16 protein-coding genes are annotated in these 18,079 nt (G+C 69.5%); 9 read left to right on the forward strand and 7 right to left on the reverse strand.

Going from position 1 to position 18,079, the window contains the following annotated elements; translation table 11 throughout:
* The first annotated feature begins 13 nt into the window (after positions 1-13).
* Positions 14-1,036, forward strand: a complete 1,023-nt coding sequence (locus ACIF80_RS05890; RefSeq protein WP_399799872.1) for an NADP-dependent oxidoreductase — start codon at positions 14-16, stop codon at positions 1,034-1,036.
* Positions 1,037-1,201: 165 nt separating this feature from the next.
* The gene (locus ACIF80_RS05895; protein WP_399799874.1) at positions 1,202-2,029 is read left to right on the forward strand and encodes an EI24 domain-containing protein; all 828 of its coding nucleotides are present in this window, start codon (positions 1,202-1,204) and stop codon (positions 2,027-2,029) included.
* 242 nt (positions 2,030-2,271) lie between these two features.
* On the opposite strand, the gene ACIF80_RS05900 is transcribed toward ACIF80_RS05895, so the two are convergent.
* Positions 2,272-3,285 (reverse strand): aldose epimerase family protein, encoded by a 1,014-nt coding sequence (locus ACIF80_RS05900; RefSeq protein ID WP_399799876.1) that lies wholly within the window; start codon positions 3,283-3,285, stop codon positions 2,272-2,274.
* Between the two features lie 15 nt (positions 3,286-3,300).
* Positions 3,301-4,227, reverse strand: coding sequence for an SGNH/GDSL hydrolase family protein (locus tag ACIF80_RS05905; protein WP_399799878.1), 927 nt, complete (start codon positions 4,225-4,227; stop codon positions 3,301-3,303).
* Positions 4,228-4,566: 339 nt separating this feature from the next.
* Between ACIF80_RS05905 and ACIF80_RS05910 the strand changes: the two genes are divergently transcribed.
* Positions 4,567-5,061 (forward strand): DUF3145 domain-containing protein, encoded by a 495-nt coding sequence (locus ACIF80_RS05910; RefSeq protein WP_381212611.1) that lies wholly within the window; start codon positions 4,567-4,569, stop codon positions 5,059-5,061.
* A 193-nt stretch (positions 5,062-5,254) separates the two neighbouring features.
* On the opposite strand, the gene ACIF80_RS05915 is transcribed toward ACIF80_RS05910, so the two are convergent.
* From ACIF80_RS05915 to ACIF80_RS05935, 5 genes are all read right to left on the reverse strand, one after another.
* On the reverse strand, positions 5,255-6,526 hold the full coding sequence (locus ACIF80_RS05915) for a beta-ketoacyl-[acyl-carrier-protein] synthase family protein (protein WP_399799882.1): 1,272 nt from the start codon (positions 6,524-6,526) through the stop codon (positions 5,255-5,257).
* Between the two features lie 135 nt (positions 6,527-6,661).
* Entirely contained in the window at positions 6,662-6,910 is a 249-nt protein-coding gene (locus ACIF80_RS05920; protein ID WP_004988657.1) for an acyl carrier protein, read from the reverse strand.
* Positions 6,911-7,013: 103 nt separating this feature from the next.
* Positions 7,014-8,015, reverse strand: a complete 1,002-nt coding sequence (locus tag ACIF80_RS05925) for a ketoacyl-ACP synthase III (protein WP_399799883.1) — start codon at positions 8,013-8,015, stop codon at positions 7,014-7,016.
* Between the two features lie 22 nt (positions 8,016-8,037).
* Positions 8,038-8,982, reverse strand: coding sequence for an ACP S-malonyltransferase (locus ACIF80_RS05930; protein WP_399801187.1), 945 nt, complete (start codon positions 8,980-8,982; stop codon positions 8,038-8,040).
* Between the two features lie 89 nt (positions 8,983-9,071).
* The gene (locus tag ACIF80_RS05935; protein ID WP_326752513.1) at positions 9,072-10,277 is read right to left on the reverse strand and encodes a helix-turn-helix domain-containing protein; all 1,206 of its coding nucleotides are present in this window, start codon (positions 10,275-10,277) and stop codon (positions 9,072-9,074) included.
* A 290-nt stretch (positions 10,278-10,567) separates the two neighbouring features.
* Between ACIF80_RS05935 and ACIF80_RS05940 the strand changes: the two genes are divergently transcribed.
* The 6 genes from ACIF80_RS05940 (at position 10,568) to ACIF80_RS05965 (ending at position 18,079) form a co-directional block, all read left to right on the forward strand.
* Positions 10,568-11,227, forward strand: a complete 660-nt coding sequence (locus tag ACIF80_RS05940) for a pirin family protein (protein ID WP_399799885.1) — start codon at positions 10,568-10,570, stop codon at positions 11,225-11,227.
* Between the two features lie 75 nt (positions 11,228-11,302).
* The gene (hsdR, locus tag ACIF80_RS05945; protein WP_399799887.1) at positions 11,303-13,804 is read left to right on the forward strand and encodes an EcoAI/FtnUII family type I restriction enzme subunit R; all 2,502 of its coding nucleotides are present in this window, start codon (positions 11,303-11,305) and stop codon (positions 13,802-13,804) included.
* A gap of 102 nt (positions 13,805-13,906) precedes the next feature.
* Positions 13,907-14,506, forward strand: a complete 600-nt coding sequence (locus ACIF80_RS05950) for a hypothetical protein (protein ID WP_399799890.1) — start codon at positions 13,907-13,909, stop codon at positions 14,504-14,506.
* Positions 14,503-15,384, forward strand: coding sequence for a nucleotidyl transferase AbiEii/AbiGii toxin family protein (locus ACIF80_RS05955; protein ID WP_399799892.1), 882 nt, complete (start codon positions 14,503-14,505; stop codon positions 15,382-15,384). Before ACIF80_RS05950 ends, ACIF80_RS05955 begins: the two co-directional genes overlap by 4 nt.
* 50 nt (positions 15,385-15,434) lie before the next feature.
* On the forward strand, positions 15,435-16,943 hold the full coding sequence (locus tag ACIF80_RS05960) for an N-6 DNA methylase (protein ID WP_399799895.1): 1,509 nt from the start codon (positions 15,435-15,437) through the stop codon (positions 16,941-16,943).
* Positions 16,944-17,080: 137 nt separating this feature from the next.
* Positions 17,081-18,079 carry a restriction endonuclease subunit S gene (locus ACIF80_RS05965; protein WP_399799897.1) on the forward strand — a complete coding sequence of 333 codons (999 nt, stop codon included), beginning with the start codon at positions 17,081-17,083 and terminating at the stop codon, positions 18,077-18,079.

Below are 18,079 nucleotides of genomic sequence, written 5' to 3' on the forward strand. Positions count from 1 at the left end.
GAGGCGCCACCCCATGTCCGACACCCCCACGCTCCCCACCACCGGCCGCGCATGGCACCTGACGAGCCGGCCCGTGGGCTGGCCGAAGCACGAGGACTTCGCCCTGGTCGAGGCGGAGATCCCCACGCCGGGGGAGGGCCAGGTGCTGGTCCGGAACATGTACCTCTCCGTCGACCCCTACATGCGCGGCCGGATGAGTGACGCCAAGTCCTACGTGGCGCCGTACGCGGTGGGCGAGGCCATGGAGGGCGGCGCCGTCGGCGAGGTCGTCGCCTCCGGCGCGGAAGGGCTGGCCGTCGGCGACCACGTACTGCACGGCCTCGGCTGGCGCGAGTACGCGCTGGTGGACGCGAAGAGCGCCGTCAAGGTGGACGCCGGGGTCGCGCCGCTCTCCACCTACCTGGGCGTGCTGGGCATGCCGGGGTTCACCGCGTACGCGGGGCTGCTGCGCATCGCCTCCTTCAAGGAGGGCGACACCGTCTTCGTGTCCGGCGCCGCCGGTGCCGTCGGCAGCCAGGTGGGGCAGCTCGCGAAGCTCAAGGGGGCCTCGCGGGTGATCGGCTCCGCCGGATCCGACGAGAAGGTCGCCCTGCTCGTCGAGGAGTACGGGTTCGACGCCGCGTTCAACTACAAGAACGGCCCGGTGAGCCGGCAACTGCGCGAAGCCGCGCCGGACGGCATCGACGTCTACTTCGACAACGTCGGCGGGGACCACCTGGAGGCCGCCATCGGTTCGCTGAACCGGGGCGGACGGATCGCCGTGTGCGGGATGATCTCCGTCTACAACAACACGGAGCCGGCGCCCGGCCCGCGCAACCTCGCCCGCCTCATCCAGACCCGGGGCCGCATCGAGGGCTTCCTGGTGAGCGACCACAACGACCTGCGGCCGGAGTTCGTGCGGGAGGTCGGCGGCCGGATCGCCTCGGGCGAGCTCAAGTACCGGGAGACCGTCGTCGAGGGCATCGAGAACAACCTCGAGGCGTTCCTGGGCGTCCTGCGCGGCGACAACACCGGAAAGATGATCGTCAAGCTCTGACGCCGGAGGGCGGGCGCCGGTGCGGGACGGAGGGACGGCGAGCGGCCGTCCCTCCGTCCCGCACCGGCCCTGAAGGTGACGCCCGGCCGGCGACCGGCCGGGTGCCGGCCGACGACCGGACCACCGGCCGACGACACGCCGGCGACGGGCCCCTATAGTTCCCCCATGCGCGATCTTGGGGTGGGTTTCCGGTATCTCCTGAAGGGCCAGCGCTGGGTCGCCCGGCACGGCAAGCAGTACGGTTTCGGCCTGCTGCCGGGACTGATCACGCTGGTGCTCTACGTGGCGGCACTGCTCGTGCTGGGCATATGGGGAGCGGACTTCGTCGGCTGGGCGACACCGTTCGCGGACGACTGGTCCAGCCCCTGGCTCGGACTGTTCCGCGGACTGCTCACCGCCCTCCTCTTCGCGCTCGGCCTGCTGCTCTCCGTCATCACCTTCACCGCGGTGACCCTGCTCATCGGCCAGCCCTTCTACGAGAGCCTCTCCGAGAAGGTCGACCGGGACGTCTCGCCCGACGGCACCGCCCCCGAGTCCCATCTGCCGCTGTGGCGGGAGCTGTGGATCTCCGGCCGGGACAGCCTCCGCATCGTCGTGCGGGCCCTGCTCTGGGCGGTGCTGCTCTTCGGGCTCGGGTTCGTCCCGTTCCTCGGGCAGACCGTCGTACCGGTGATCGGGTTCATGGTCACCGGGTTCTTCCTCACGGAGGAGCTGACGGCGGTGGCCCTGCAGCGGCGCGGGGTCGACCTGCGGGCGCGGCTGGCCCTGCTGAGGGGCCGCAAGACCCTCGTCTGGGGCTTCGGCACGCCGCTGGGACTGGCGTTCCTCGTCCCGTTCGTCGCCGTCTTCCTGATGCCGGGCGCGGTCGCCGGCGCCACCCTCATGGCACGGGACCTCCTCGGCGAGGAGACCAGGGCCGACGCCGACGCCGGCGCCAAGACGCCCGGGGCGCCGGCGCAGCCGTCTCCGCCGATCGGCCGGGACGGGTACTGAGAGTGGGACGAGGTGACCACATCGTGGTCCTTTGTGAAGGATTCGTACGAACTCCCGATCGATTGCCCGATCCCGGACCGCGGGATCACCGCGACGATTAACGTCTGGATCGGGGTAGCTCCCGTCGGCCGGGGTATCCCTCTGCATGAGCAGCCCCGGTCCGGGACCCTGACCCCGGGCCGGGGCTCATGTGCGCCGCCCCGGACGGACCCGGGCGGACGTACCCGGGCGAGCGGGCCCCGCTACCGCACGGCGAAGCCGTACACCGTCTCCGAGCGGAACGTCCCGCCCGGCCGCAGGACCGTGCTCGGGAAGCCGGGCCGGTTCGGGGAGTCCGGGAAGTGCTGCGTCTCCAGCGCGATGCCGGCGCCGGGCGTGAAGGGCTCCCCGATGTGGTCGGCGGTGTAGACCTGCATCCCGGGTTCGGTGGTCGCCACCGTGAGCACCCGCCCGGAACCCGGTTCGTACAGTTCGGCGACCTCCACCGGTGCGGGCGTCACGCCCTTGTCGAGCACGTAGTTGTGGTCGTACCCGGTGCCGGTCCTGCGCGCCTCGCGGAAGTCGAAGCGGGTGCCGGTCACGTCCTGGTGGTCGCCGGCGGGGATCAGATCCGCGTCGACGGGGGTGAAGCGGGAGGCGGCGAGCCGCAGTTCGTGCCCGGCCGCACCGCCGGAGCCGGAGCCGGAGCGAGGGCCGGAGCCGGCGTCGGGCCCGGTGCCGGCCAGGTTCCAGTACGAGTGGTTCGTCGGGTTCACCACCGTCGGCGCGTCCGTCACCGCCTCGTACGCGATCCCCAGCGCGCCCCGCTCGTCCAGGCTGTACGTCACCGACATCTCCAGGCGGCCCGGGAAGCCCTCCTCGCCGTCCGCGGAGACCAGGGTCAGGCGCAGCCCGTGCGGAACCGGCGTCACGTCCCACACGCGCTTGTCGAAGCCCCGCTCACCGCCGTGCAGCGAGTTCGGCCCGTTGTTCGGGGCGAGCGTGTGGACCCGGCCGTCCAGCGGGAAGCGGGCGCCCGCGATGCGGTTGGCGTACCGCCCGATCAGGGCGCCCAAGTACGGCTCCGGATGGGCGAGGTAGCCCTCCAGGCCGGAGAAGCCCAGCACCACGTTCCCGGACCGCCCCTTCCGGTCCGGCACCTCGACGGCCTGCACGATCCCGCCGTACGACAGCACCCGGACGCGTACGCCGGCCCGCTCCAGGGTCCAGCGGTGCACCGGGGTGCCGTCGGAAAGTGTGCCGAAGAGTTCGTTCATGTGCGAAACGATAAGTCACGGCTTCGCCGCCGTGACCGTACGGTGGGCGATCTCCGCCAGCCGGGCCTGACCGTCGATGCTGGGGTGGAACCAGTCCCAGCGGCTCAACTGCGTGGTGCCGAACCTGTACTCGTACACCGCGCCGCCGTCGTAGCGGCACCGGTCGTCCTCGGCGCAGACCTCCTCCAGCGCCTTGTTGTACTCCTCCACCCGGCCCTGCACCGTCTCGCGCCGCTCGGTCGCCGCCGCGTCCAGGGCGTCCGGATCGCCCAGCATCGACGGGCAGATGCCGAGCTTCCACACCTGCTTGCCCATCTCGCTGGTCCGCCCCTGCGACCACAGCCGCTTCAGGTCCGGCACGCTCGCCACGTACACCTGGGCCTTGGGCAGCGCCTTGCGCAGGGTGCGTATCGCCTCCTCGAAGTCCGCGCGGAAGTCGGCCACCGGCGTCATCGCCGACGTCGTGGCCCGGCAGGCGTCGTTCGCCCCGGCCATCACCGCCACCAACTCCGGCTCCCGGCCCACCGCCCGGGCCATCTGACCGGGCAGGTCCGCCATCCGCGCCCCGGTGACCGCGTAGTTCCAGCTCCGCTCGGCCGCCCCCGCCGGGCCCAGCAGCCGCACCGCCAGACTGTCGACCTTCTTGCTGCTGCCCGTCGCCCACGACACCTCGGGACAGTCCGTCAGCACCGCGCACGCGTCGAAACCGGTCGTGATCGAATCGCCCACGGCGGCCACGGAGGCGGGGCTGGTGTCCCAGACAGGGGTGGGCGACGGGGCCGGTGCGGCCTTCTTCGCCCCGCTGCCGGACGGAGCGGCCCCGTCGCCGCCGACGGCGTCGCAGCCGGCGGTCCCCAGCACGGCGGCGGCCGCCACGGCGGCGAGCACGGCCCGCGAACGGCCGCCCCGCTCCGGCCCCTTCCACCGTGTCCCCTGGTCCATCCCACAGCCTCCCCGCACATCGTGGTCACCGTCTCCCCATGCATAACAACGCGCGAGAGTTCCCGCCCGCCCGGCTGTCCACCCGATTGCCCGCCCGGCTGTCCGTCCGGGCGGAACGCCTCAGACGGAACGGCGCATATGGAACGGCTCACATGATCCGGGGCCGGCGCCCCGGGGTTGTCGGCCTGCCGGGTGAATGGCGGCGATTTCCGGGTACCGGGACGGACGGTACGTCACACTCCTTCCCTCGCCACACGGTAGCCTCGGCATCGACGTGGTCCTCCCGGCCACCCGCTGATCGGCCCTTTCCGACCTGTCCCGCTCTGCCCGGAGGTTCCGGTGACGACACGTGGAGTCCTGTACGTGCACTCCGCGCCGCGCGCGCTGTGCCCACACGTCGAGTGGGCCGTCGCGGGGGTGCTCGGCGTGCGCGTCAGCCTGGACTGGATCCGGCAGCCCGCCGCCCCCGGCACCTGGCGCTCGGAGTTCTCCTGGAAGGGCCAGGCCGGTACCGCCTCCAAGCTCGCCTCGGCACTGCGCGGCTGGCAACTGCTGCGCTTCGAGGTCACCTCGGAGCCCTGCCCCACGGCCGAGGGCGAGCGCTACAGCTGCACCCCCGACCTCGGCATCTTCCACGCCGTCACCGGCATCCACGGCGACATCATGATCCCCGAGGACCGGCTGCGCGCCGCCCTGGCCAGGTCCCAGCACGGCGAGACCGACCTGGAGGCCGAGATCGCCAAGCTCCTCGGCAAGCCCTGGGACGACGAGCTGGAACCGTTCCGCTACGCGGGCGAGGGCGCCCCGGTCCGCTGGCTCCACCAGGTCGTCTGACCGCACCGGCACCCAGCGCCCGGTACCCCCGTACTCCGTACCGAGTACGCCCGTACGCCCGTATGCGGTACCCCCGTACGGCCAGTACGCGGTACCCCCGTACGGGCGTACCCCGCCCTCCCCGACACACCGAAGGGCCCCACCTCACGAGGTGGGGCCCTTCGCGCGTACGCACCCGGCGTACCGGCGCCGGTCAGACCGACCGGAACGCCAGCACCACGTTGTGCCCGCCGAACCCGAACGAGTCGTTGAGGGCGGCGATACGGCCCTCGACGGGCAGCTTGCGCGCCTCGCCGCGGACCACGTCCGCGTTCGCCTCGGCCTCGGGGTCGAGGGTGTCGATGTTGATGGTGGGCGGGGCCACCCGGTGGTACAGCGCGAGCACCGTCGCCACCGACTCCACGCCACCGGCGCCGCCGAGCAGGTGCCCGGTCATCGACTTGGTGGCGGAGACCGCCATGTGGTCGACGTCGTCGCCGAACACCTTGCGCAGCGCCTTCAGTTCGGCGATGTCACCGGCCGGCGTCGAGGTGGCGTGCGCGTTGACGTGCACGATCTCGGACGGGTCCAGGTCGTTGGAGTCCAGCAGGTTCTGCAGGGCGTGCGAGATGCCGCGGCCCTCCGGCTCCGGCTGCACGATGTCGTGGCCGTCCGCCGAGATGCCCTGGCCGACCGCCTCCGCGTAGACGCGGGCGCCGCGCGCGGCGGCGTGCTCGGCGGACTCCAGGACGATCACGCCCGCGCCCTCGCCGAGGACGAAGCCGTCCCGGCCGACGTCGTACGGCCGCGAGGCGCCCTGCGGGTCGTCGTTGTTCTTGGACATCGCCATCATGTTGCCGAACGCGGCGATCGGCAGCGGGTGGATCGCCGCCTCCGTGCCTCCCGCGACGACGACGTCGGCACGGCCGGAACGGATCATCTCGATGGCGTAGCCGATGGCCTCCGCGCCCGAGGCGCAGGCCGAGACGGGGGTGTGCACGCCCGCCTGGGCGCCCACGAGCAGGCCGACGTTGGCCGACGGGCCGTTCGGCATCAGCATGGGGACGGTGTGCGGGGAGACGCGGCGGACGCCCTTCTCCTTGAGCACGTCGTACTGGTCGAGCAGGGTCGTCACGCCGCCGATGCCGGAGGCGATGACCGTGCCGAGCCGCTCCGGGGCGACGTTCGGGTCCTCACCGGCCTTGCCCTCGAAGCCGGCGTCGGCCCACGCCTCCTTGGCCGCGACCAGCGCGAACTGCGCCGAGCGGTCCAGGCGGCGGGCCTGCGGCCGCGGGATGGTCTCGGTGGGCTCCACGGCCACGGGGGCCGCGATACGGACCGCCTGGTCGGCGGCCCACTCCTGCTCGAGGGGCTTGACTCCGGAACGTCCGGCGACCAGACCCTCCCAGGTCGAGGCCGCGTCGCCACCCAACGGTGTGGTTGCGCCGATACCGGTGACGACCACGGTGCGATTGGTCGAGCTCATCGGAATTCTTTCTCCAACGGATACGAGGATTCGTACGGCGCCACCGCCGGGTGGCGGGGCCGGGGTTCCCGGCCTCGGGCCTTCCGTCCGGGGCATGCCGAATCCGGCACGCCCCGGACGGAAGGCTCGCAGCGCTCAGGCCTGGTGCTTGAGGATGTATTCGGTCGCGTCGCCGACGGTCTTGAGGTTCTTGACGTCGTCGTCCGGGATCTTGACGTCGAAGCGCTCTTCGGCGGCGACGACGACCTCGACCATGGACAGCGAGTCGACGTCCAGGTCGTCGGTGAAGGACTTGTCCAGCTGGACGTCCTCAACCGGGATGCCGGCGATCTCGTTCACGATCTCCGCGAGACCGGCGACGATCTCTTCCTGAGTGGCGGCCATGATGGCGCTCCTTCGCTGTGATTCCTGAGGGTGTGGCGCCCGCCGCGACAGCGGCGGGTGGTGCGGTGTTCCGTGCCGGACCGGATGATCCGGCACGGAGTGCCTAAGGGAGGGTAACGACCGTAGCGGCGTAGACGAGACCCGCCCCGAAGCCGATGACGAGCGCGGTGTCGCCGCTCTTCGCCTCGCCGGTCGCCAGGAGCCGCTCCATCGCGAGCGGGATCGAGGCGGCCGAGGTGTTGCCGGTGGTACGGATGTCACGGGCGACCGTGACGTGCTCCGGCAGTTTGAGGGTCTTCACCATCGAGTCGATGATCCGCACATTGGCCTGGTGCGGGATGAAGACGTCCAGGTCGTCCGAGGTGATCCCGGCCGCGTCCAGCGCCTGCTGGGCGACCTTCGCCATCTCGAACACGGCCCAGCGGAACACCGCCTGGCCCTCCTGCGTGATCGCGGGGAACTTCTCGACCTCGCCGTCGCGGTAGTCCGTCCACGCCACGGTCTGCTTGATGACCTCGGACTTGTCGCCCTCCGAGCCCCACACGGTCGGGCCGATCGCGGGCTCCTTGGACGGGCCGACGACGACCGCGCCCGCGCCGTCACCGAACAGGAAGGCGGTGGCCCGGTCCTCCAGGTCGGTCAGGTCGCTCAGCCGCTCCACACCGATGACGAGCACGTACTCGGCGGAACCTTCCACCACCATGCCCTTGGCGAGGGTGAGGCCGTAGCCGAAGCCCGCGCAGCCGGCCGAGATGTCGAAGGCGGCGGCCTTGTCCGTGCCCAGCAGGTCCGCGATCTGGGTGGCCACGGCCGGGGTCTGCTTGAAGTGCGACACGGTCGAGACGACCACGGCGCCGATCTGCCCGGCGTCGATGCCCGCGTCGGCGATCGCCTTGCCCGACGCCTCGACGGACATCGCCGCGACGGTCTCCTCGGGCGACGCCCAGTGCCGCGTCTCGATGCCGGAACGCGAGCGGATCCACTCGTCGGACGAGTCGATCGTCTCCAGGATCACCTCGTTCGGCACGACCCGGGTGGGCCGGTAGCCGCCCACACCCAGGATGCGGGCGTACGGGGCACCCTTACTGGGCTTGATCTTCGCCATGCGGATTCTGCTCCTAAGGGCGTCAGGCGTGCTCGGCTACGAGCGCGCGGGCGGCGTCGAGGTCGGCGGGGGTCTTCAGGGCGAGCGTCGCGACGCCGGGCAGTGCACGCTTGGCGAGGCCGGTCAGGGTCCCCCCGGGGCACACCTCGATCAGCGCGGTCACCCCGAGCTCTTTGAACGTCTCCATGCACAGGTCCCAGCGCACCGGGTTCGCCACCTGGCCGACCAGGCGCTCCAGCACCTCGGCACCGGTCGCGACCGTCGCACCGTCCTTGTTCGACACGTAGACGGCCTTCGGGTCGCCCGGCGTCAGGTCCTCGGCCGCCTTCGCCAGCGTGTCGACCGCGGGGCCCATGTGGTGCGTGTGGAAGGCGCCGGCCACCTTGAGCGCGACGACCCGGCGCACGCCCTCCGGCTTGTCCGCCTCCAGCGCGGCCAGCTGTTCCCTGGTGCCGGCCGCCACGATCTGGCCCGCGCCGTTGATGTTCGCCGGGGTCAGCCCCAGCTTCTCCAGGTGTGCCACGGTGACGTCCGGGTCGCCGCCGAGCAGCGCCGCCATGCCGGTCTCGGTGATCGCGGCGGCGTCGGCCATGGCCAGACCCCGCTTGCGGACCAGGCTCAGTGCGGCCGTGTCGTCGAGGACACCGGCGAACGCGGCCGCGGTGAACTCACCGACGCTGTGACCGGCGACCGCGCCGGGCGCGATCCGCGCCACCGCGGAGGCGGCGTCGTCCGTACCGGTACCCAGCGCCGAGACGGACAGCAGCCCGGCCGCGACCAGCAGCGGCTGGGCGACGGCCGTGTCGCGGATCGCGTCCGCGTCGGCCTCGGTGCCGTAGTGGGCGAGGTCGAGTCCGATGGCGTCGGACCAGGCGGCGACGCGGTCCGCGGCACCGGGAAGGTCGAGCCATTCAGTCAGGAAGCCGGGCGTCTGAGCGCCCTGGCCGGGAGCGACGAGTACGAGCACTCTCACACTCTCTCTTGACGACGGCCGAAGCCGCCCGTGGGGACAGGGACGAAGAACACGAGGGGGTTTTGTGGAACCCCGACAAGAGGTTAGAGCTGAAGATCGCCGTCGACCAGACGTCCCAGGATCAGCGCGACCCGCAGTGTGAACGCAGAGCGTACATCGGAGGGTGACCATCCGGTGACGTCCGTCACACGTCGGAGCCGGTAACGCACGGTATTGGGGTGCACGAACAGCATCCGAGCGGCCCCTTCGAGGCTGCTGGCCTGCTCCAGGTAGACGCTGAGCGTCTCCAGCAGCGCGGCCCCGGTCTCCTCGAGCGGTCTGTAGATCTCCTCCACCAACTGCTCACGGGCCGCGGTGTCACCGGCAATCGCCCGCTCCGGCAGCAGGTCGTCGGCCAGCACCGGACGCGGCGCGTCCTGCCAGGCGGAACACGCCTTCAGGCCCGCCGCGGCGGCCTGTGCGGACCGGGTCGCCGCCTGGAGGTCCGGCACCACCGGACCCGCCACCACCGGACCCTGCGCGTACGGCCCGATCAGCGACTTGGCGACGGCCAGCGGGTTGTCGCTGCCGCCCGCGATCACCACCAGCCGGTCCCCGAGCACCCCTGTCAGCACCTGGAGCTTGGCGTGCCGGGCGGCCCGCCGGATCGCCTCCACGGTCAGTTCCGAGTCGCCGTCGGGCGCGGTGCCGAGCAGCACGCACACATGTTCCGGCGAGTTCCACCCCAGGGCGGCGGCCCGCGACACGGCGCCCTCGTCGGCCTCGCCGCTGAGCACCGCGTTCACGACCAGCGACTCCAGCCGCGCGTCCCAGGCGCCCCGCGCCTCGGCCGCCTGCGCGTACACCTGGGCGGTGGCGAACGCGATCTCCCGCGCGTACACCAGGAGCGCCTCGCGCAGCACCGATTCGTCACCCGGCGCGGCCACCTCGTCGATGGCCGTCTCCATGACCTCGATGGTGGTGCGCACCATCTCCACGGTCTGCCGCAGCGTGATGGCCCGGGTCAGCTCGCGCGGCGCGGTCCCGAAGACGTCGGTGGAGATGGCCTGCGGCGCCTCGGGACGCCGGAACCACTCGGTGAAGGCGGCGATGCCCGCCTGGGCGACCAACCCGATCCAGGAACGGTTCTCCGGTGGCATCGCCCGGTACCAGGGCAGTGTCTCGTCCATCCGCAGGATGGCCTGCGCGGCGAGGTGGCCGGACGACTTCTCCAGTCGCTTCAGCGTCGCGGGATGCGGGTGGGCGGGGCCTGCCGGGGTTTCGGGCTTGCTGGTTTCGGGTTCGGGCACGGTGACAAGACTGCCTCATCCGGACACCGGAACGTGTGGCCGGGTCTCGCGCGGGGCCGCCCCCGGGGTTCCCGAGGGCTCCCGCCGGGCTGCGGTCGGGCCGTCGCCCGGTCTCCCGCCGCACTCCCGCCGGGTCTTCGCCGAGTTTCCCGCCAGGCCTTCGTCGGACTGCGTCAGAGCTCCCTTCGGACCCCGTCGGAGCTCCCCCCGGCCCCCGGCGGGTTCCCCTTCGGTCTTCCGTCGGCTCCCTGCCGGGCCCAAGGGCTCGCGCCGGGGCTACCGTGGAGCGCGTGACGGACGTACGGCGCGCGAACGAGCGCTTCCAGGGCGGCGATCCGGCGGCCGGGATCGAGAGCCGGCACGCCTTCTCCTTCGGCCCGCACTACGACCCCGACCACCTCCGCTTCGGCGCGGTGATCGCCTGCAACGAGGAGCGGCTCGCCCCCGGCGCCGGCTTCGACGAGCACCCGCACAGCCACACCGAGATCGTCACGTGGGTGGTGGAGGGCGAGCTGACCCACCGCGACTCCACCGGCCGCGAGACGCTCGTCCGCCCCGGCGACGTCCAGCGCCTGAGCGCCGCCTCCGGCGTACGGCACGTGGAACGCAACGACGGCCCCGGGCCCCTGACCTTCCTCCAGATGTGGCTGGCCCCGCTGGAACCCGGCGGCACCCCCTCCTACGAGGTCGTCCGCGGCATCGCCGACTCCACCCCGTACGCCCTCCCCGAGGCGGGCGCCATGCTCCACGTCCGCCGGCTGACGGCGGGGGAGCGGACCGCCGTACCGGACGCCGGGTACGTGTACGCCCATGTCGTGCGCGGTGAAGTCCTCCTGGACGAGGCCCGGCTGGGACCGGGGGACGCGGCCCGCCTCACGGACCCGAAGGGCGCCCAGGCGGTCGCCGTGACCGCGTCCGAGCTGCTGCTGTGGGAGATGCGGAGTCTATGAAGTGGCTTGAAGGCGCCATGAGTTGATCTCGCGGTTTCGGCACGATTGTCAGACGCGTGAAGTACACCTGTCCTCATGGGGATCGACGCATACAAGTTGAACGAGGACGAGACCTGCAAGCGGTTCGTCCTTCCTGCTCTGCGGGCAGCGGGGTGGAGCGAGAAGCAGATCCGTCCGCAGTACCGGATCAACGACGGCCGGTTGGTGCCGACGCGTAGGCGCCACAAGCGGGGGGCGGCACTGGCCGCCGACTATGTGCTCGAGTACATCCCCGATGTGCCGATCGCCGTCGTGGAGGCCAAGCGGTACCGGCTCAGCGAGGAGAACGGGGTGGAACAGGCCCGCCGTTACGCGCGCAAGCTGGGCCTGTCCTTCGCGTACGCCACCAACGGCCGCAACATCGTGGAGATCGACTTCAGTGGGGACAAGCCGGCCATCCGGTCCGTCGACCGGTTCCCGTCGCCCGCCGAGCTCTGGGCGCGTTTCCTGCGCGATCAGGGAGTCCGTGGCACTGAGGCGGGCGAGGAGCTGATGTCGGCCCCGTACGACTACACCCTCCGCAACACCGACAACTCGGTGAAGCGTCCGCGCTACTACCAGCGGGTCGCCATCACCCGGGCACTCGCGGCGCTTGCCCGGGACGAGCGCCGCATCCTGCTGGTACTGGCCACCGGTACGGGCAAGACCATGCTCGCCCTCCAACTGGTGGCCCGGCTCTCCGAGGCTCCCGGAGCGTTCGGAGGGCGCAAGCCCCGGGTGCTCTACCTCGCGGACCGCAACATGCTGGTCGACGACCCCAAGGACCGTTACTTCCTGCCGGTGTTCGGCGAGGACGACGTCCACAAGATCGGTGGTGGTGAGGCCAGGCGCGGCCGGAAGATCTACTTCGCGCTCTACCAGTCCCTGGAGCAGGGGGAGGCGCAGACCGAGCTGTTCCGGGAGTACCCGCCGGACTACTTCGACATCGTCATCGTCGACGAGTGCCACCGGGGCAGTGCGAGCAGCGACTCGCGGTGGCGCAAGGTGCTGGAGCACTTCTCGCCCGCTGTGCAGATCGGGCTGACCGCCACGCCGGTCAGGGACAGCGGCAAGAAGACCGACACCTTCGACTACTTCGGCAACCCCGTCTACACGTACTCGCTCCGGGACGGCATCGAAGACGGTTTCCTCTCGCCCTACCGGGTGCGCAGGGTCCGGCTGAACGTGGACGTGGAAGGCTACCGACCCGAGTCGGGCAAGAAGGACGTCTACGGCCGCGAGATCCCCGACGACCTGTACGGCCCGAAGGAGTTCGAGCGGGTCATGGTGATCCTGGAGAGGACCGAGACGGCGGCTCAGTACCTCATCGACTACCTTCGCAAGAACGCCGAGGACGGACGGCTGGGCAAGACGCTCGTGTTCTGCGAGAACAATGATCACGCCGGCCGGATGCGTACCGCTCTGCATAACATCGCCTCCGACGAGGTCGCCGTCCTTCCGGACTTCGTCAAGCGGATCACCAGCGCGGATTGGCCCCATGTCGGTGAGTCCCTGGAGGAGTTCCGAAAGGCGGATTCCAACCAGCCGGTCATCGCGGTGACGTCCAAGCTGCTGTCCACGGGTGTGGATCTGCCCGCGGTGCGCAACGTGGTGCTGTTCCGGCGGATGGCCTCCATGCCGGAGTTCAAGCAGGTCATCGGGCGTGGCACCCGGCTGTGTCCGGAGATCGGCAAGGAGTCCTTCGACATCATCGACTTCGTGGAGGCGACCCGGCTCTTCGAGGACAAGGCGTTCGACGGCCCGCCGCTGAAGCTGCTCCGGGAGACGGCCGACGATCAGGGTGAGCTGGTGGATGTCGAGGACATCACTCCGCCGGCCGAGGAGGCGGACGACAGTGACGGAGAGTCGGTCGCCGAGCCGCAGGCGGAGTACGAGCACCAGGACGGCGGCTCGTTCGACCTGAACGGTGACGACGGCGACACGGTCACCGATCAGGATGAGGTCGATCGCATCCAGGCGCGCGGCAAGCGCTACCGGGTGCGTGGTGTGGACGTCTACAAGTTGGGCGAGCGGCGTTATCAGCTCGCTGACGACGGCGTGACCATGCGGCTGGTGAGCGTCGAGCAGTGGGTGCACAACCAGGTGCTCGAACTGGATCTGGATCCGGCGCAGTTGCGTACCCAGTGGGCGCGGGCCAAGAGCCGTGCCGTCCTGATGGAAGCCCTCCGGGAGGCCGACATCGACGTGGAGGAACTGCCCGAGGAGCTGGGCAAGCCCGACGTGGACCCGGTGGATCTGCTGGTGAGCGCGGCCTGGGAAGGGCTCGCCGTGGTGAGCCGGGACGAGCGGCTGACCTGGTTCCGCCGGGAGCACGGAGAGTTCCTGGACTCCTTCGGGGAGCAGGCCCGGGAGGTGCTGGAGGCGATGCTGGTGAAGTTCGCCGAGGCGGGGTCCCCGCAGCTGAAGGTGGACACGCTGAAGGTGCCGCCCTTCGACTCGATGGGCCGCGTGGTGGACCTGGCCCGGCGGTTCGGTGGCCCCCGCGAGGCGCACGAGGCCATAGACCAGTTGGCGGCCCGCCTTCTGTCGGCTGTGTAGGCGATACGCTCGGGAAACGACAAAAATACTTTAGTTCTGCGTCAATCCTTCTCGCTAAACTAAAGTGGTCTTTGAGTTAAGCGATGCTGCTAGGGTGGCCTGGTGCTCAGAGACCGTACGGACAGCCGCGCAGCCCTCTGGCGGACCGCCGCCGGACAGCGCGGCTACTTCACCGCCGCGCAGGCGCTGGAAGCCGGCTACTCGTACCAGGCTCAGCGCTATCACGCCCAGCACGGCAACTGGCTGGTGATCGACCGGGCTCTCTACCGGTTCCGGGAGTTCAGCGATCTGCCGGGCGAGGGTGACGAGCAGCTGGTGCGCTGGTCGCTCTGGAGCAAGGGGCGGGCGGTCGTCTCGCACGCGACCGCCCTCGCCGTCCATGACCTCGGTACGGCCAACCCGTCTCGCATCCACCTCACCGTGCCGCGTCGCTTCCGGCAGAAGTCGGACGCGGTGATTCTGCACCGTGCCGAGCTGGCGGATTCGGACGTCGAGGACCGGACGGGCTACCGGGTGACGGTCCCGTCGCGTGCGATCGCCGAGTGTGCGGCGGACGATGACGACCAGGACGTGATCGACGGTGCGGTGGCCGATGCGCTGGAGCAGGGGATCGTGACCCGCCGGAAACTGCTGCATGCGGCACAGCTGCTGGGCGCACGTGCCGAACTGGGTGTGGAGCGAGCTTTGGGGGCACTGTCGTGAGCGGTCGCTACCGCGATGCCACGGACCTGCGCCGGGCGCTGGAGGCGCGGCTGAAGCAGGACGCGGACGCATCCGGCACGGACCTGAGCCGTCGCCGTCGCCTCGTCGTCTTCGACCGGATGGCGGCGCGTCTAGCGGAGGACCCGGTCGGCGGCTGGGTCCTCAAGGGCGGTGCGGCGATGGAGTTCCGGCTGACCGGCCGCGCCCGCACCACCAAGGACCTGGACCTGGCGCTGCGGCCCGAGGACGGTTCGGACGCCGACGGTGACGAGGTCAGGGAGCTGCTGATCGAAGCCCTGTCCGCCGACCTCGACGGGGACTGGTTCCGCTTCCGTGTCGGTGTGCCCGTCCCGCTGACCGCGGACACGGCAGGGCGGGGAGGCTGGCGGTTCTCCGTCGAGGCGCATCTCGCGGGAAAGCTCTTCGCGGGCGTCCGCGTGGACGTGGTGGACCGGGGCGAGGAGATCGCCCGGACCGAGCGCCTTCCACTCCCCAACGCCCTCGCCTTCGCCGGCATGCCGCAGCGGACGATAGAGGCTGTGGACCGCCGCCAGCACTTCGCGGAGAAGCTGCACGCTTTCACCCGCGACTACGGGGGCCGGCCCAATACGCGCGTCAAGGATCTCGCGGACCTCGTCCTGCTGGCCGAGGACGGCCTGCCGGGGGACGCGGCGCTGGTTGCGGCCGTACGACATGTCTTCGCCGTCCGGGACACTCACGACGTTCCGGACGCGCTCCCCGACCCTCCGCCCCGGTGGCGCGAAAGCTACCCGGAGCTGGCGCAGGAGCTGACCACAGGCATCCCGCCGACGCTGGACGCGGCACTCGCGCTGGTGCGCGGACTGTGGGCGGAGGCCCTCGCCGATGAAGCACGTTGACGAACTACCTACCTTTTCCCGACCCGAACAGAGAGACCGGCTGAGCTGACATGGCAGCGACCACGAAGAAAACGGCGGAGAAGTCCCCGGGCACATCCCAGGCACGCCTCGCCTCCCTGATCAAGTCCGCGCGCGACACGATGCGCAAGGACGCCGGGATGAACGGCGACCTGGACCGGCTGCCCCAGCTCTCCTGGCTGCTCTTCCTCAAGGCGTTCGACGAGCGCGTGGAGCAGGAGGGCGAGGCGCTGGACCCGGACGGCTACCGGCGTGCCATCGAGGAGCCCTACCGCTGGGAGGACTGGGCGACCGACCCGGACTTCAGTGGCGACGAGCTGAAGTTCTTCGTCAACGAGAAGCTCATCCCGCACCTGGCGGGCCTGGTCGGCGATGATGCGGAGGACCCGCGCAACGTCATCTCGACCATCTTCAAGGACGTCGTCAACCGCATGCAGTCGGGCACGCTGCTGCGGGATTTGGTCAACATCGTCAACCAGATCCACTTCGTCTCGACCGACGACATCCACACCATGGCGTTCGTCTACGAGTCGATCCTCAAGGAGATGCGGGACGCGGCCGGCGACTCGGGTGAGTTCTACACTCCCCGTCCGGTCAACCGCTTCATGGTGCAGCAGTCCTTCCTCGAACTGGGCGAGTCGATCCTCGACCCGGCCAGCGGCACCGGCGGGTTCCTGGTCCAGGCGTACGAGGCACTGAAGGGCCGGGTCAAGACGGACACCCAGCGCAGGCAGTTGCACAGGGACATCCGGGGCATCGAGAAGAAGCCGCTGCCGTACCTGCTGGGTTCGATGAACCTGCTGCTGCACGGCATCGACGCGCCGCACGTACGGCGCGGCAACTCGCTGCTGGAGATGCGGAACTCCAACGCCGCCGACAAGGTGAACGTGGTCCTCACCAACCCGCCCTTCGGCGGTGAGGAGGAAGCGACGGTCGTCAAGGCGTTCCCGGACGGCTTCCGCACCCAGGAGACGGCCTGGCTCTTCCTCTACTCGATCCTCGACCAGCTCAAGCTCGGCGGCCGGTGCGCGATCGTTCTGCCCAACGGCAGTCTCTTCGCGACGGGGGAGAACTCCATCGGCGCGAAGATCAAGAAGAAGCTGATGAAGGACTGCAACCTTCACACCGTCGTCCGCCTCCCGCAGGGCGTCTTCGCTCCCTACACGCAGATCCCGTCCAACATCCTCTTCTTCGAGAAGACCGGCCCGACGCAGGAGGTCTGGTTCTATGAGGTCCCGCTCCCGGAGGGGCGCCGGGGCTACACCAAGACGAAGCCGATGCGGTTCGAGGAGTTCGAGCCGTGCGTCGAATGGTGGGGCGGCAAAGAGCGTGCGGGGCGCGAGGTGGGCGAGCAGGCGTGGGTCGTTCCCGCGTCGGACATCGTCGCCTCCGGCTTCAACCTGGACATCGCCAACCCGCACGTGGGGGACGACTTGCAGCACCGGACACCGGAAGAGCTGGTGGACGAGTTGGTGAAGACGGAGACCGAAATTCTGAAGCTGCTGAAGGAACTGCGCGCGGGGCTGGGGGAGCAGCGATGACTTCCAGCACACGTAATGTGCGGATGGGCGATGTCCTTCGCCTATCGAGGAACCCTGTTGAAATTAACCCGGATCAAGAATATGTGGCTCTGGGTATGCGGTCTTTCGGTAAGGGTGTAATCCGATACGCTCCTGTCATGGGGAGTGATCTGACCAAGCTGCGACACTTCTCTTTTGATGCTAACGCGTTGGTGTTGAGTAACATCAAGGCTTGGGAAGGCGCTATTGCCGTCACGTCCGAGGAAGATGTTAAAGCAGTTGCTTCCAGCCGTTTCCTGTTCTATGTACCTCAACGTGATGACGTGGAAATTCGTTACTTGCGGTACTATTTTCTAAGTGCACGCGGTTTGGCTCAGATTGGGCAAGCGTCACCTGGTTCGGCGGACAGGAATCGAACTCTGAGTATGAAGTCGTTTGAAAATATCGTGGCACCGCTTCCTGATCTGGCTGAGCAGCGTCGCGTCGCCGATAAGCTTGACGATGCCATGAATCGAATTGCGCGAGTGGGGAATATGAAAAATGCGTCGACCAGCTTGACTCTTCAACACGCCGACGCGCTGTTTCGTTCCATCGAGCAGGCCGCCCCATTGGCCAAGGCTCTGCTGGCGGATAATAAGTTCATTGATGTCGAACCGGATTCCACTTATCTCATCACCGGAATCTACAGCTTCGGGCGTGGCTTGATTAAACGCCCAGCCATTCAGGGCAGTGATACGGCGTACACGCGCTTTGCGCAGATTCAGGCGGGCCAGATTGTCATGAGTAAGCTGAATGCTTGGGAGGGTGCGCTTGCCGTGGTCAGTGATGACTTCGCCGACACGTATGTCTCGCCAGAATATCCCGTCTTCAGCTTGATCGAAGACGCAGTTGATAGTGAGTACATGGAACACCTGCTGGCTTGGCCCGAACTGTGGGCCAAGCTGACGCCACGTGGGTCCATGGTCCGACGCAAGCGGACTACTCCGGCCACGTTGCTGGCAACTGAGGTCCCGCTTCCGAGCCTCTCCGAACAGCGACGCATCGCGAAACAGCTCACCCTCGCCCGCAGGGTGGCTGACGGCGGCGCAGCGCAGGTGGAGCAGCTTGCCACGCTTCGGCGGACACTGCTCGATGCCGCCTTCTCCGGGCGGCTGTAG

The organism is Streptomyces sp. NPDC085927 (assembly GCF_044540975.1).
GTDB lineage: Bacteria > Actinomycetota > Actinomycetes > Streptomycetales > Streptomycetaceae > Streptomyces > Streptomyces hirsutus.

Bases quoted from the DNA above. Each gene is read 5' to 3' on its own strand.
- ACIF80_RS05890 (WP_399799872.1), top strand. From the start codon at position 14: ATGTCCGACACCCCCACGCTCCCCACCACCGGCCGCGCATGGCACCTG.
- ACIF80_RS05895 (WP_399799874.1), top strand. From the start codon at position 1,202: ATGCGCGATCTTGGGGTGGGTTTCCGGTATCTCCTGAAGGGCCAGCGC.
- ACIF80_RS05900 (WP_399799876.1), bottom strand. From the start codon at position 3,285: ATGAACGAACTCTTCGGCACACTTTCCGACGGCACCCCGGTGCACCGC.
- ACIF80_RS05905 (WP_399799878.1), bottom strand. From the start codon at position 4,227: ATGGACCAGGGGACACGGTGGAAGGGGCCGGAGCGGGGCGGCCGTTCG.
- ACIF80_RS05915 (WP_399799882.1), bottom strand. From the start codon at position 6,526: ATGAGCTCGACCAATCGCACCGTGGTCGTCACCGGTATCGGCGCAACC.
- ACIF80_RS05920 (WP_004988657.1), bottom strand. From the start codon at position 6,910: ATGGCCGCCACTCAGGAAGAGATCGTCGCCGGTCTCGCGGAGATCGTG.
- ACIF80_RS05925 (WP_399799883.1), bottom strand. From the start codon at position 8,015: ATGGCGAAGATCAAGCCCAGTAAGGGTGCCCCGTACGCCCGCATCCTG.
- hsdR (WP_399799887.1), top strand. From the start codon at position 11,303: ATGGGGATCGACGCATACAAGTTGAACGAGGACGAGACCTGCAAGCGG.
- ACIF80_RS05960 (WP_399799895.1), top strand. From the start codon at position 15,435: ATGGCAGCGACCACGAAGAAAACGGCGGAGAAGTCCCCGGGCACATCC.
- ACIF80_RS05965 (WP_399799897.1), top strand. From the start codon at position 17,081: ATGGGGAGTGATCTGACCAAGCTGCGACACTTCTCTTTTGATGCTAAC.